The organism is Aliiroseovarius sp. CAU 1755 (assembly GCF_054482655.1).
Genome location: NZ_JBTLRH010000001.1, coordinates 1,399,382 through 1,413,001, shown reverse-complemented (window position 1 = coordinate 1,413,001; position 13,620 = coordinate 1,399,382). Strand labels below are relative to the sequence as shown.

Genomic DNA, 13,620 nt, shown 5'->3' with positions numbered 1-13,620 from the left:
AGCCCTCGAAATAGGTAAGACGGGCCGGTGGGGCCCGCCTTCTTGATGCGTGACTTACTTGTTGGCTTGCTCGAACCGGCGCAGAAGCGCATCGCCGCGTTCCTTGGCGCTGTCCATGGCCTCTTGCGCGGTCTTGTCACCCGCCCAGATGCCTTCCAGCTCTTCATCGATGATACCGCGGATCTGGTCGAACGATCCCAGACGAAGGCCCTTGGAATTGGCGGTCGGCTCTTTGGCGGTCATCTGGATCACAGCCACATCAGTGCCTGGGTTTTCGTCGTAGAACCCAGCTTCCTTGGTGGCGTCACCCGCGGCGACCGTGATCGGCAAATAGCCGGTGTCCTGATGCCATTGCGCCTGAACCGGGGTCGAGGACAGGAAGGACAGGAATTCACCCACGCCCTTGTATTCCTCGGCCTCGTGGCCCTGCATTACCCACAGGGACGCGCCCCCGATGATGGTGTTTTGCGGCGCGTTGCCCACACCTTCCCAATAAGGCAGCGGGCGCACGTCGAAGGCAAACTGTGCCTCGTCCTTAATGCCCGCGTAGCCTGCTGAGCTTTCAGTGAACAACGCGCATTCGCCGGCACGGAAGTTTGCGCCGCCTTCATTACGACGACCTGTATAGATGAATTCGCCATCCTTGGCCCATTCGCCCATCTTCGTCAGATGCGCCACCTGCGCTTCGCCGTTCAGCGCAAGTTCGGTGTCCAGACCGGCAAAGCCGTTGTCTTTCGTGGCAAACGGCACGTCGTGATAGGCCGAGAAGTTCTCTAGATGGATCCAGCTTTGCCAAGCCGTGACCAGCGGGCAGTCCTCGCCGCCAGCCTTCAACTGCTCAAGCACCGCATCGACGTTTTGCCACGTGGACAGGTCAGTGTCCGGGTCCACCCCGGCGGCCTCCATCGCGTCACGGTTCACCCACAGAACGGGCGTGGACGAGTTGAAGGGCAAGGACAGCATCTGGCCGTCTGTGGTGGTGTAATAGCCTTTGACAGCGCCGATATAGGCGTCGGAATCGAACGCGGCACCGCTTTCGGCCATCACCTCATAGACGGGCTTGATCGCACCGCCAGCCGCCATCATCGTGGCGGTGCCAACTTCGAACACCATCAGAACATGGGGCTGTTCGCCCGCACGAAACGCCGCGATCCCGGCGTTCAGGGTTTCCGAATAGTTGCCTTTGTGGCTGGCAACGACCGTATAGTCGCTTTGGCTGCCGTTGAACTGGTCAACCTGTGCGGCCACAAGCTCTCCCAGACGACCTGTAAAGGCGTGCCAGAATTGGATTTCAGTTTGCGCCATGGCCCCGATCGGGGACATCGCAGTGGTTGCAGCGGCAATTGCGCCGATCACGAATTTCTTCACTTCATCCTCCCTTGCACCAGCAGCGGTGCAGTTGTCAGTCTGCGCACGCAGGGCAAGTCACCCTGAACCGTGTCTTTTTGAAGCGTTGCATCCCGGTCAGCATAATGCAAGAGCATTTACTGCAGCAGTTTCATAACACTGCATTATAGTATAAACTGACGCGGTGAGCAAAAGGAGCGCCGGATGAAACAGCCGTTACGACTGCGGCAGCTTGAAGCCCTGATCGCTGTCACCCGTCACGGTTCGATGACGCGTGGCGCACAAGAACTGGGGATCAGCCAGCCCGCAGTCAGCCGCCTTTTGTCCGATCTGGGTGACGTCCTTGGCTTTTCGCTGTTTGACCGACGCGGTGGGCGATTGGTACCAACCCAAGAGGTGCGCCTGCTTTTGCCCGACATTCGCCGGGTCTTGGACATGATGGTCCAGATCTCAGAAGCAAGCCACAACATCACCGAAAAGAAGGCGGGGCATATCAGCATTGCCTGTTTGCCGGGCTTTGCGACCAGCCATCTTCCCGCTGTGGTGGCGGCCTTGTTGCGCGATCGTCCCGGCGTCAGCGTTACCATCGAACCCGACCGGCCCGAACGCATTCTGGAATGGATGGTTGGGGAGCAATATGATTTCGGCATAACCGATGGGTTCGAAGGCCACCCGGCGGTTGAAAGCGAACAGATCGACATCAGAACCGTTTGCATCTTCCCCACGGGTCACCCCCTTGCTGCCAAGAAGGTTGTCGAGCCTATTGATCTGGCAGAAGAAAGCCTTATTCACACGCGCCGCGACAGCCAGTTTTTCCGCAACCTCAACGAAGCCTTCCTGAAAGCCAATACACAGATCAACTCGATCGTGGAATCGCGCCAGTTCACCGCCGCCTGTGAATTGGTCTGTGCCGGGGTTGGCGTATCCGTCGTCAGCGAAGTTGACGCTGCAAAATATCTGGGCAAGGGGCTTGAGTTTCGACCCTTTTCACCCCGTGTGCCACATCGGCTTTCACTTGTGCGCCCAATCCTGAAACAGCCTTCCATGATCACCCTGGAATTTATCGAGCTGTTCACCAAAAGCCTTGAGCCATTCCGGCAAGACTAAGCTGCCCGTCTGCCAACTGGGTGGACGATTAGAGAACAGGCCAGGGCCCTTGGCCCCGCTGCCTGATTGATTTGTAGAATAGTGAGCCGGTTTTCAGACGTAACGCCAATCGCACTTGACGCCCTATGCTTGAGTAAAAGCAACCAGCGGCGCGCTGGCGGAGGAGGCGTCCGCCGCATCCTTGAAGTCAAAGCATTGTTTTAAATTAGCTTTACAGATTCAGAATCAACAGAGCACCACATTCAATACCATATCAAAGAATCCGAACACTGGGTTTCAAGGAAATTTGACTTATCACGGCCTACCCTTCGACCACCAGCGTGCTGCGCTTCTGACAATGCCAAACCAACTGCAAAACCTTCAAACTTTGGCCGGATGACGGTCAAGACCTGGTCTCTGCAAGGGTTTTCGATCTTTGGGTCTACAACCTTCCCATATTTTCGGTATTCCAATAGCTATTCCACGCAGGAATACCTCCTCAAATAATCTATTCCTGATCCCCCCTTAGGACTTCAACCATCACGGCTCGGAGATATGCTGCGTTGATTGGTGGACCGTCGGCGAATGTCTCTTGGATCTGCTTCATTGTTGGATGATTGAAAGTGTCATCCTGGATCATTTTCAAGCTGTTTGAAAGTGCGTGGCCTAGATAGCTTTCCCAATCTTTAAGCATCGGCAAATTCACCACCGAATGATCGCTTTGTTTGCTTCTTGATCAGGGATTTCGACCAGACTGTTGACTGAGTGTTGAACGGTAACTCTGGGACCAAACATTTCGCCAGTAGGTGGGAACTCCGGTCCAAGAATTTCAACGATGCACAGTGGTAGGCGAGCGTGGCTGTCCTAGATCGTACAATCGCTGCGTCTGCATGTCGCAGTTCGCGTCCACAATATGCACACATTCGATTCTTATGATGTTTGCATGAGTGACGCGCGCAACCCAAGGAGAAGAAACGAAATGTTTAAAGCAGGTGTATTGAGTGCAGCTATTTTCACTGCATGTCTGGCGGCCCCACTTGAGGCGGGCATCAGCACTTTGACCGCAGAAGCAGAAGCCGCGCTTCTTGAGGCCTTGAACGACGAATATCACGCGCAAGCGTTCTATAGTGCTTTGATCGATGAATACGGGGCGAACACGCCCTTTACCAAAATCATGGCGGCTGAAGAAAAGCACGCGGATCGGTTGATCCGCCTTTTGACAAAATACGGTGTTGAAGTTCCCGAAAACGGTTATCTCGATGGTAGTCTTCCGATGGCGTCGCTGCCGTCTTCTTTGGAAGAGGCGTACGAGGGAGGCATTTCCGCCGAGATCGCAAACATCGCGCTTTATGAGCAGAAACTTCTGCCAGCGGTTGCGGGCTACAAAGATGTGACGCGTGTTTTCACGTCGCTCAAAAGAGCATCTGAAAGCAATCACCTGCCTGCCTTCGAAAGATGTGACAACGGCGGCTGCCAAGTATCCGCGGCAACCGGTGGCCAAGGCGCACGCAAATTCTCGCAACGCCAAGGAGATGGGTCAGCCGCAAGCAAAGGCGCGGGCGCTCAGAGGGGCGACAGAAAAGGGCAGCGCAAAGGCAAAGGCAAAGGTAACGGCAATGGAAAAGGCCGCAGGTAGTCTGCCGTGGGTTCACTGAGCCTTGTCGGCAAAACCTGACTTTCAGTAACAACTGCCTGGCCCTCAGACAAATGCGGGCTAGGCAACCTGCGCATTGGCTCCCACTTTGGCGGGCCCGGCTGCTTTGACTCCCCCAACAAAACACGCTCAGATTGTGTTAAATTGGCAACAAGTTAACACAATTGAACGCCGGTCAATCCTGCCGTCTACTCCACTTGATCGAAGTCAAATTAAGATATTCGAATGTGATTAGAACACCATTATCACTCTGATGTATGGGTTAGTTTTTTGCTCAGTTTTACAGGGTGTGAGGGAAAGACATCTGAAGGGGAACGAAATGCGCAACAGATTTGCAAGATATGCGACCGTAGCACCGGCAGCTCTAATGGTCGTGCTGAACGGGCCGTTGAACGCGGGTACGTTCGAAGACATTGCTCTGCAAGAGGTCTTCGGTGACGGATACGTTTACGTTGACACCGAAGAGGGCGTGGTCGAACCGGGTGTTCAGGCCGTAACAGGCGACGTGAACGCGGACTACCCGAACACCAGCAGCCCAAGCGGCATTGAAAACTGCCTGATGGCAAGCAACCCAGACGTGACTTGCACCTCTGAACGTGGATCAGGCAAGCGCATCAAAACCAGACTGACCGGTCAAGGTGGCATGGACATGCTGTTCAGCACCCGTGCCAGCAGCGGGATCACTGAGTATTTCCTATACGGTAAAACCTCGAACCTTAGTGGTGCCCGCATAACCGGGATGGATATTCAATTGGGCACTGGGAGCGGCGAAGATTTCGTTCTGATGGATCCGAGCGATCCGGCAGTCGCGGCCCTATTCGACACGGACTATATTAGTAAATTCAACCTACCGGACGGCTTGTTCGGAAACGGTGGTAACGAAGGTGCAGGTACTGGCTTCTTCGACGACACCAAAGCGACGATGACCAGCACGCTGACAAACCCAACGCTTGCCTTGACCGATCTGACCAATGCGGCCCACAGCATGTATTTTGGCGATGCGCTTCTGGACAACAGCATGGTGCCCGATGGGTATTTCTGGGATGCAACCGGCACGCCGCTTGAATCAGACGAAGGTGTGTTGATTGCGTGGTACAACACCGGGGAAGGCAAGTGGCTTTATGGCACTCTCGGCACCGATACACCTGATCCCGGTGTCTTGTCACAAGACGAGCGTGTGGCCGAGCTTGCTAAGAGTCTTGGCGTAACCGTCGCACAATTGGGTTACACCAGCGGAGGGGAAATCCCCGCCGACATCTTGGCAAAAATGGAAGCCGACAGCATTTTCTCGGTCGACGTGATCGAGGATCTTCGCAACCTGAACCTCAACTTCATCATTGATCTTGGTGATGTCGATGGAAATCAGGTTACATTGCGCTTGGTGCCAACGTTTGAACCGATCGTTCAACAGGCACAGACACCCTATCAATTCTCAGTCGCCGGTCATCTGGATGGTGCTGCGAACGTGCCTTACCTTGACCTTGGCAATGCTGCGATATACAGCGCAGCGATCGATAGCCTGCTAGCAATGGACGCAGTCCAGCGCGCTGATCAGTTGGAGCGTATCGGCTTCAGCTTCATGCCTGCATTCTCTAGCCTTGGGTTCGAATTCTCGCGCAGTCAAGTAGGTGCTTTCAACAACGCATCCGGCCCTGCGTCTGGTGCAGACGAATCTGTGTCAACGCGCGGCGATGCAAGCAAATGGCAAATGGGAAGTGATCTGAACGCCATCATGTCGATCTCGGGCACGCGCACGCAATACGACAATTCATTGAATAGCGTTGGCTACGACCTCGACTTTGCCAATGTCAGCGTCGGCGTAGAAAAGACTGTGAACAACGATAGCTCAGTTGGCCTCATGCTGGGGTGGTCCAAAGGGACTGCCGACGCTTTCTTTGATCGCGGTTCGGTTGAGGCAACGGGCGTGTCGCTCGCTGCGTTCGGACGCACGACTTTTGGCAAGTCCGGCAACTTGCAGGGCATCATCGGCTACCAAGGCTTGTCCTATGACTCGACACGCAATGTGATGGGGCAAACGGCAACCGGAAGCACGGATGGATCGCAAATCTTCGCGGCAGTGCGCGGTGATTACATGGTCCAAAAAGGTGCGCTTTCCTTCGGTCCGACCATGGCGCTTGAATACTATGGACTAAATGTCGATGCCTACGATGAAACCGGGGCTGGGCCTTGGAATCTGACAGTTGGCGATCAGTCCAGTGACGTGTTCCTAGCGTCGGTCGGGGTGCGCGGCGCCTATGACTTGCCTAGCAATCGCGGCAACACGAAGCTGACGGGTAGCATCGCATTCACAAAAAGCTCGGGCAGGGACTATGTTGTTGAGAACGGGTTCGTCGGCCTGAATGGCAACCCTATCCCGGTTGATGGCTTTGATGAAGGCTGGGTGGACGTGAGCGTTGGCATTTCAACCGAGCTGTCGCGTTCAAACGGGTCACAGACCGTTCTTCACGGCGGTTACTCAGGCTCGTTCAGCGACACTTATGAAAGCCACGGTTTGAGCGCTGGCTTGCAGATGGTTTTCTAAGTCTCTGTGACACAAAAGACAGAATGCGGCGTCCAATTGGGCGCCGTTTTTCCATCTCCATTTGGCCTCCGCCAAAATCAGACACCAAGCTCCGCTATGGGCCGATTTTTACGACAGCGTAGAATTGCTCGGAAGCTCGCCCACAATGCAATGCAGACAAAGATACAATATCTATATGGCGGAGGAGGTGGGATTCGAACCCACGGTAGACTTTCACCTACGTCGGTTTTCAAGACCGGTGCATTCAACCACTCTGCCACTCCTCCGACCGGCGCAGAGATAACGGGCCTGATCCGATTCTGAAAGTGCCGAAATTTCGGGCCGGTTCCCGCCCATCAAAAGAACGCTGAACGCGAGAGCCTTTTCACGCGCCGCTCATGTCGTTAGACTGCCTTTCAAACACGGGCCAAAGGCCCATCGGCAGAGCAGTCTGGGCCATCTGGCCCACAATGGAATTAGGGGCGAGACATGGCAAGCAAGACCACTCTGAAAGTGGCCATGGCGCTTAGCGGCGCTTTTTTACTTGTGGGGTGTGACGACACGAACCTCCCGGCATTCATGAAAAATTCAAAAGACGCAAGCGCCGAGAGGGCAACCGGGCAACGAAAAGCAGCGAGCGTCGGCGAACGCGACGTGGAAGCGCCTGAAGTGTTCCAGATCGCCGAGAAAGGGCTTTGGGACGGCCGTCCAAGCCTGGGTGGTGTTTGGGTCGCGCATCCAGATGCCACCGACCCGGAGCGGGTGATCGTGCGCAACCAATCCAATGGGAAATCCGTCATCGGCGCACTGTTTCGGCGCGAACGAGACATGCCCGGACCGCGCTTTCAGGTGTCCTCTGACGCGGCCGAAACGCTGGGCATGCTTGCCGGTGCGCCCGCTGAACTTAGCGTGACGGCACTGCGCAAGGAAGATATTCCGCAAGAGCCGGACACACCGACCGAAGATTTGGCAGCCCCCGAAGAGATCCAGCAAGGCACACTTGATGATCCTATCGAAGCGGCTGCCGCGGCATTGGACAAAGCCGAGACCGCAGCCAAGGCCGGAGCAAAACCCGCCCCAAGGGCAGCAGCGAAACCCGCCGCCAGCGCGGCTGCGGCCAAACCGGCGGCAGCGGCCAAGCCCGCCCGCTCGCTACCAGCCGGAAATCTGACCAAGCCGTTCATTCAAATTGGCATCTTCTCGGTCGAAAAGAATGCCAAGAACACGGCTGAATCTTTGCGGCAAGCCGGCATGGTGCCGACCGTCAAACCGGGCAATACGAATGGCAAAGCCTTTTGGCGTGTTATCGTTGGTCCCGCCACCACCAGCACGGAACGCGCGGCGCTGTTGAAAAAAATCAAGGGGCTCGGCTTTGCTGACGCCTATTTCGTCACGAACTGATGCCCGTTTGGGCCAAACAGACACTACAGAGATAAAAAGGTCCCCGAACCGCTATGCGCATGCGACTGTTGCTTCTGATCCCTTCCCTTTTCACTGCGCTGCTGTTGGCAAGCCTGCCTGCACGCGCATTCGATACGCGCGCCAGCTCGGCCTATGTGCTTGATGTCACCACCGGCACAGTTCTGATGGAAAAAAACGCCGAGGTGCCCCTGCCCCCGGCGTCGATGTCGAAACTGATGACGGTGACCCTGCTGTATGAGGCGCTGGCAGACGGGCGCGTCACCATGAGCACGCCTTTCGGCGTCTCGGAACGGGCGGCTGCGATGGGGGGCTCGACGATGTTCCTGAATCGTGGCGACCGTCCGACGGTCGAGGACCTGATCCAGGGCATTGTCGTGCAATCCGGCAATGACGCCTGCGTGGCAGTGGCCGAAGGCCTTGCCGGCACCGAAGATTCCTTTGCGCGCATGATGTCCGATCGCGCCCGCGATCTGGGGATGAACAACTCCAGCTTCGGAAACTCGTCGGGCTGGCCCCATCCGATGCAACGTATGTCGATGAAGGATCTGGCGATACTTGCCCGTCATATCATCGTCGAGTTCCCCGACTATTATCACTATTTCAGCCAGACCGAATACCATTACGATGGCCGCGCGCCGGACAACCGGTTCAACCGCAATCCACTGCTGGACCTTGGGATCGGCGCGGATGGCTTGAAGACCGGGCATACCCAAGAAGCAGGCTATGGCCTTGTCGGGTCAGCCAAACAGGGTGACCGCCGGATCGTGTTCGTGATTTCGGGCATGACATCGGAGAAAGAGCGCGCTGACGAAGCCGAGGCCATCGTCAACTGGGCGTTCCGCCAATTCACCATGAAAACCACGCTGAAGGCCGGCGAGCGCGTCGCCGAAGCGCCGGTTTGGCTTGGGTCTGTGGACACGGTGGGATTGGTCCCGGCGCAGGATGTTGCGCTGTTGATCCCGGCCGCAGATCGCGAAGGGATCAGCGCGACGATCAACTGGAACGGCCCGATTGCCGCGCCGATTGCGCAGGGGCAGGAATTGGCCGAAATGGTCATCAGCCGCGAAGGGCTTAGCGACACGGTCATTCCGCTCTTTGCAGAACAAGGTGTAGGAAATGCTGGTTTCGCCAAGCGCCTGACCGTTGCGGCCGAACGTGTTTTGGCGTTGGCTTTGGGCAACGACGCCCCGCCTGCCGCGATCCAGCCTGACCCCGTCACGAACTGACCCCCGAAGGATGCGCGGACTATTCATCAGCTTCGAAGGGATCGACGGCTCGGGCAAATCAACCCAAGCGCAGGTTCTGGCCAAGACCCTGCGTGATCATGGCCACGATGTTGTCCTGACTCGCGAACCCGGCGGCAGCCCCGGTGCCGAAGAAATCCGTGCGCTGGTGCTGGAGGGCGACCCGGATCGCTGGTCCGCCCAGACCGAGCTTTTGCTGTTCACCGCGGCGCGGCGCGACCACCTGGAGCGCTTGATCAACCCCGCCCTTGCTGCCGGAAAAATCGTGATCACGGACCGGTTTGCAGACAGCACGCGGGTGTATCAGGGTACGCGATCGGGTGATCTGCGCGGAATGGTGGATCAGCTCCACAACCTGATGATCGGACAGGAACCTGACCTGACCTTCCTGATAGACATGGACCCCGACACAGGTCTTTCCCGTGCAAAAGGGCGCGGCGGCACGGAAGAACGGTTCGAAGATTTCGGCGCCGATCTGCAACGCTCATTACGCAAAGGCTTTCTGGATCTGGCAGCCACTGATCCAAAGCGGTTTCGGGTGATTGACGGCACCCGTTCGATCGACAGTGTCGCGCGCGACGTCTCGGAAATAGCGCTGGCGGCTCTTGCCTCTGAGGCCTCGGACCCATGAGCACCGCGCATGAGGACATTCCCGAACCCGATCGTATCGAAGGGGCGCCCCATCCGCGCGAAGCAGGTGCATTGGTTGGACAAGACGCGGCCGAAGCCGCTTTTCTTGAGACGTTCAATTCGGATCGGCTGCACCACGGGTGGTTGATCACTGGCCCTCGTGGGGTCGGAAAGGCGACCTTGGCATGGCGCATCGCGCGGTTCTTGCTGGCCACGCCGCCAGATGACGGCGGGATGTTCGCAGCCCCCGCCCCAACAACCCTTGATATTGCGCCCGATCATCCCGTAGCGCGTCGCCTTCGGGTTCTGTCTGACCCCGGACTGTTTTTGTTGCGCAGACCTTGGGTCGCAAAAGACAAACGCCTGCGCGGTGAAATTACCGTCGATGAGGTGCGCAAGCTCAAATCGTTCTTTGCGCTTTCTTCGGTGGACGGAGGGCGCCGGGTGGTGATCGTGGATGTGGCCGACGAGATGAACAATTCAGCGGCCAACGCGCTGTTGAAGCTGTTGGAAGAGCCGCCCGAAGGGGCAGTGCTTTTGCTGGTCAGCCACCAACCCACCCGACTGCTGCCCACCATCCGATCGCGGTGTCGCGAGTTGCGCCTTGGCAGGTTGTCCCCAGACGCTTTGGCACAGGTTCTGGGAACGCTTGACGAACAGCCGTCAGCCGCAGACACGATCAAATTGAACGAACTGGCAGCCGGATCCGCCGGAGAGGCGCTGCGCCTGATCCATCTGGACGGGCTGGCCACCTATCAGGCGTTGATCGACATTTTCTCGCAAGGACGCGAAATTGACCGGCCCCGCGCCCTGAAGCTGGCCGCCAGTGCGGTCGGCAAAGCCAATGCGGACCGGTTCGAGCTGATCTTGCGGCTGATCGACACGTTTCTGGCCCGTCTCGCCCGACATGGCGCAGGGGTGGCGCTGGCCGCCGAAGCCGCCCCTGGTGAATTCGCCTGCCTTGGACGCCTGGCCCCCACCCCCGACGCCGCCCGCGCCTGGGCTGATTTGCAGCAACAACTTTCAGCCCGCGCCAATCATGGCCGGGCGGTGCACCTTGACCCTGAGGCGCTCATCCTTGATATGGTTTTCAGGATCAATGATATGGCGGCACGCCGAGCCGCTTGAGGCAAGGACGCCCGATGAGCACGCACACGACGCCACAGATCACAGACAGCCATTGCCACCTCGATTTCCCTGATTTCGAAGGTGAACTTGATCAGGTCATTGCCCGCGCGGCGCAAGCCGGGGTCACGCGTATGGTGACGATCTGCACCAAGATGGCGAATTTGGGTCAGGTGCGCGCGATTGCTGAAGCCCATGACCCGGTGTTCTTCGCCGCAGCCACCCACCCTATGAGCGTCGCCGCAGAGCCGATGGTCACGGTGGAGGATCTGGTTGCCTTGGCACAGCACCCCAAATTCGTCGGCATCGGCGAAAGCGGGCTGGACTACCATTACACCGCCGACAGCCGCGCGGTGCAAATCGAAAGCCTGCTCATCCACATCGAGGCGGCGCGACAGACCAACCTTCCCTTGATCATCCATTCGCGTGACGCAGATGACGATATGGCGCGCATTCTGGCCCAAGAACACGCCAAGGGTGCCTTTTCTTGTGTGATGCATTGCTACAGCTCTGGCCCTGACCTTGCGCGGGTCGCGCTTGAGCTTGGGTTCTACCTGTCGATGTCCGGGATCGCGGCCTTCCCCCGCAGCCAAGAGGTGCGCGATATCTTTGCCGCCGCCCCCGTCGACCGGATCCTGGTTGAAACCGACGCGCCCTATCTGGCCCCGCCGCCGCATCGCGGCAAACGCAATGAACCCTCCTTCACCGCCCACACTGCCAAGGTTGGGGCAGATCTGTTCGGTTTGAGCTACCAAGCGTTCGCGGCACAGACACAGGCAAATTTCGACCGGCTTTTCTGTAAAGCCGCGGCCTATGGGGCGGTGTCCTGATGGCGCAGATCGACTTCACCTTGCTGGGCACAGGATCGTCTGGCGGTGTGCCGCGACTTGGCGATCAGGTTGGCGGAAACTGGGGCGACTGCGACCCGACAAACCCCAAGAACCGCCGCCGCCGCTGCTCGGCTCTGGTGACGCGCACCGGTGACGATGGCGGTGTGACGCGGGTGCTGATCGACACCTCGCCGGACATGCGCGCCCAATTGCTGGATGCGGGTGTGGGCAAGCTTGATGCGGTCGTCTTCACCCACAGCCATGCCGACCACATGCACGGGATCGACGACCTGCGCATGATCGTTTTCAACATGAAAGACCGCCTGCCCGTCTGGGCCGACGCCCCCACAGAAGAGGCGCTGATGTCGCGCTTCAGCTATGCGTTCATGCAACCCGAGGGATCGAGCTATCCGCCTATCCTGACCCTGCACACCATCACCGGCGACGTGGTCATCAAAGGTGCGGGCGGCGATATCCGCCTGACCCCGTTCGAGGTTCGCCACGGTCGCATGGACTCGCTTGGTTTCCGCATTGGAAAGCTGGCCTATCTGCCGGATGTCAGCGACATCCCCGAACAGGCTTTGCCCGCGCTTGAACAGCTTGACGTTTTCGTTCTGGACGCCCTGCGCCGCGCGCCGCACCCGACCCATTTCAATCTGGATCAGGCACTGGAATGGATTGACCGGGTCAAGGCCAAACGCGGCGTGTTGACCAATATGCATTTCGATCTGGACTATGCGACGGTTGATGCTGAGACCCCGGCACACATCACCCCGGCCTATGACGGCATGACCATTCGCATCGACGCGTGAATGAGCGCACTTGTCGAAATCGTCCTTCCGGTTTTCGTGGTGATCGGGTTCGGGTATCTGGTGCGCTGGCGCCAGATCCTGCGTGACGACGCCATAAATGGGCTGATGACGTTTGCCCAATCGGTTGCGATCCCCTGCCTGTTGTTCCTGGCCATCGCCCGTCTTGACCTGAGCGCCGAATTCGATCTGTCACTGCTGTCGAGCTTTTACACGGGTGCGATTGCAGGCTTTCTGGCCGGTTTGCTGGGCGCACGGTTTCTGTTCGCACGCCCCTGGCCAGACGCTGTGGCGTTTGGCTTCGTGTCGCTCTTCTCCAACTCGCTGCTGCTGGGCCTTCCAATCACCGAACGCGCCTTCGGGCCAGACGCTTTGGCAGGGAACTATGCCATCATCTCGATCCACGCGCCGGTTTGCTATGCCATCGGAATCACGGCGATGGAGATCGCGCGTGCGCAGGGCTCCAGCGCCTTTGACACGTTAAGGCAAATTGCCCGCACGATGGTGCGCAACATGCTGGTGATGGCCATTGCGGCAGGTTTCGTGGTCAATCTGGCGCAGCTTGCCCTGCCCGGCGTGATCGAAGAGGCGCTAAGCCTTCTGGCGCGCGCCGCCCTTCCCACCGCCCTTTTCGCCCTGGGCGGTGTGCTCTATCGCTATCGCCCCGAAGGCGATCTTCGCATCGTTGCCTTCTTGTGCGTGGTATCGCTGGGTCTGCACCCTGTCATCACCTGGGGGCTGGGGCGCAGCCTTGGCCTTGACGAGGACCAGTTCCGCTCGGCTGTTCTGACGGCTGCAAGTGCGCCGGGCATCAACGCATATATCTTTGCCAATCTCTATGGCGTGGGCAAGCGGGTTGCGGCCACAACTGTTCTGGTGGCAACAGCTCTGTCGATCCTGACGGTCTGGGGGTGGCTCGCCGCCTTGGGGGCCACGGGATACTAAGCCCGCA

11 protein-coding genes and 1 tRNA gene are annotated in these 13,620 nt (G+C 58.1%); 10 read left to right on the top strand and 2 right to left on the bottom strand.

All coding sequences use genetic code 11. From position 1 onward, the window contains the following. Positions 1-54 precede the first annotated feature (54 nt). Positions 55-1,323: a sn-glycerol-3-phosphate ABC transporter substrate-binding protein UgpB gene (gene ugpB / locus ACXYMP_RS07020; RefSeq protein WP_458905336.1), complete on the bottom strand. Its 1,269-nt coding sequence runs from the start codon at positions 1,321-1,323 to the stop codon at positions 55-57. 228 nt (positions 1,324-1,551) lie between these two features. Here ugpB and ACXYMP_RS07015 point away from each other — a divergent pair, with 228 nt between their 5' ends. From ACXYMP_RS07015 to ACXYMP_RS07005, 3 genes are all read left to right on the top strand, one after another. Then, entirely contained in the window at positions 1,552-2,454 is a 903-nt protein-coding gene (locus ACXYMP_RS07015) for a LysR substrate-binding domain-containing protein (RefSeq protein ID WP_458905228.1), read from the top strand. Between the two features lie 922 nt (positions 2,455-3,376). Next, positions 3,377-4,069, top strand: a complete 693-nt coding sequence (locus ACXYMP_RS07010) for a ferritin-like domain-containing protein (RefSeq protein ID WP_458905226.1) — start codon at positions 3,377-3,379, stop codon at positions 4,067-4,069. Positions 4,070-4,406: 337 nt separating this feature from the next. Continuing rightward, entirely contained in the window at positions 4,407-6,629 is a 2,223-nt protein-coding gene (locus ACXYMP_RS07005) for a choice-of-anchor F family protein (RefSeq protein ID WP_298569605.1), read from the top strand. Between the two features lie 176 nt (positions 6,630-6,805). Here ACXYMP_RS07005 and ACXYMP_RS07000 read toward each other — a convergent pair. After that, positions 6,806-6,895, bottom strand: a tRNA-Ser gene (locus ACXYMP_RS07000). Positions 6,896-7,097: 202 nt separating this feature from the next. On the opposite strand from ACXYMP_RS07000, the gene ACXYMP_RS06995 reads away from it, so the two are divergent. The 7 genes from ACXYMP_RS06995 to ACXYMP_RS06965 are packed head-to-tail and all read left to right on the top strand — an operon-like array spanning position 7,098 to position 13,613. After that, on the top strand, positions 7,098-8,009 hold the full coding sequence (locus ACXYMP_RS06995; RefSeq protein ID WP_298569608.1) for an SPOR domain-containing protein: 912 nt from the start codon (positions 7,098-7,100) through the stop codon (positions 8,007-8,009). A gap of 59 nt (positions 8,010-8,068) precedes the next feature. Beyond that, complete coding sequence (locus ACXYMP_RS06990; RefSeq protein WP_458905223.1) at positions 8,069-9,256, top strand: D-alanyl-D-alanine carboxypeptidase family protein; 1,188 nt, start codon at positions 8,069-8,071, stop codon at positions 9,254-9,256. Positions 9,257-9,266: 10 nt separating this feature from the next. Next, on the top strand, positions 9,267-9,905 hold the full coding sequence (gene tmk, locus ACXYMP_RS06985) for a dTMP kinase (RefSeq protein ID WP_298569613.1): 639 nt from the start codon (positions 9,267-9,269) through the stop codon (positions 9,903-9,905). Further along, positions 9,902-11,032 carry a DNA polymerase III subunit delta' gene (locus ACXYMP_RS06980; RefSeq protein WP_298569617.1) on the top strand — a complete coding sequence of 377 codons (1,131 nt, stop codon included), beginning with the start codon at positions 9,902-9,904 and terminating at the stop codon, positions 11,030-11,032. Before tmk ends, ACXYMP_RS06980 begins: the two co-directional genes overlap by 4 nt. A gap of 14 nt (positions 11,033-11,046) precedes the next feature. Further along, positions 11,047-11,859 (top strand): TatD family hydrolase, encoded by an 813-nt coding sequence (locus ACXYMP_RS06975; RefSeq protein WP_458905220.1) that lies wholly within the window; start codon positions 11,047-11,049, stop codon positions 11,857-11,859. Then, the gene (locus ACXYMP_RS06970; protein ID WP_298569623.1) at positions 11,859-12,671 is read left to right on the top strand and encodes an MBL fold metallo-hydrolase; all 813 of its coding nucleotides are present in this window, start codon (positions 11,859-11,861) and stop codon (positions 12,669-12,671) included. The genes ACXYMP_RS06975 and ACXYMP_RS06970 overlap by 1 nt, the downstream gene beginning before the upstream one ends. Next, positions 12,672-13,613 (top strand): AEC family transporter, encoded by a 942-nt coding sequence (locus ACXYMP_RS06965; RefSeq protein WP_298569625.1) that lies wholly within the window; start codon positions 12,672-12,674, stop codon positions 13,611-13,613. It abuts the gene before it with no gap. The last annotated feature ends 7 nt before the right edge of the window (positions 13,614-13,620 follow it).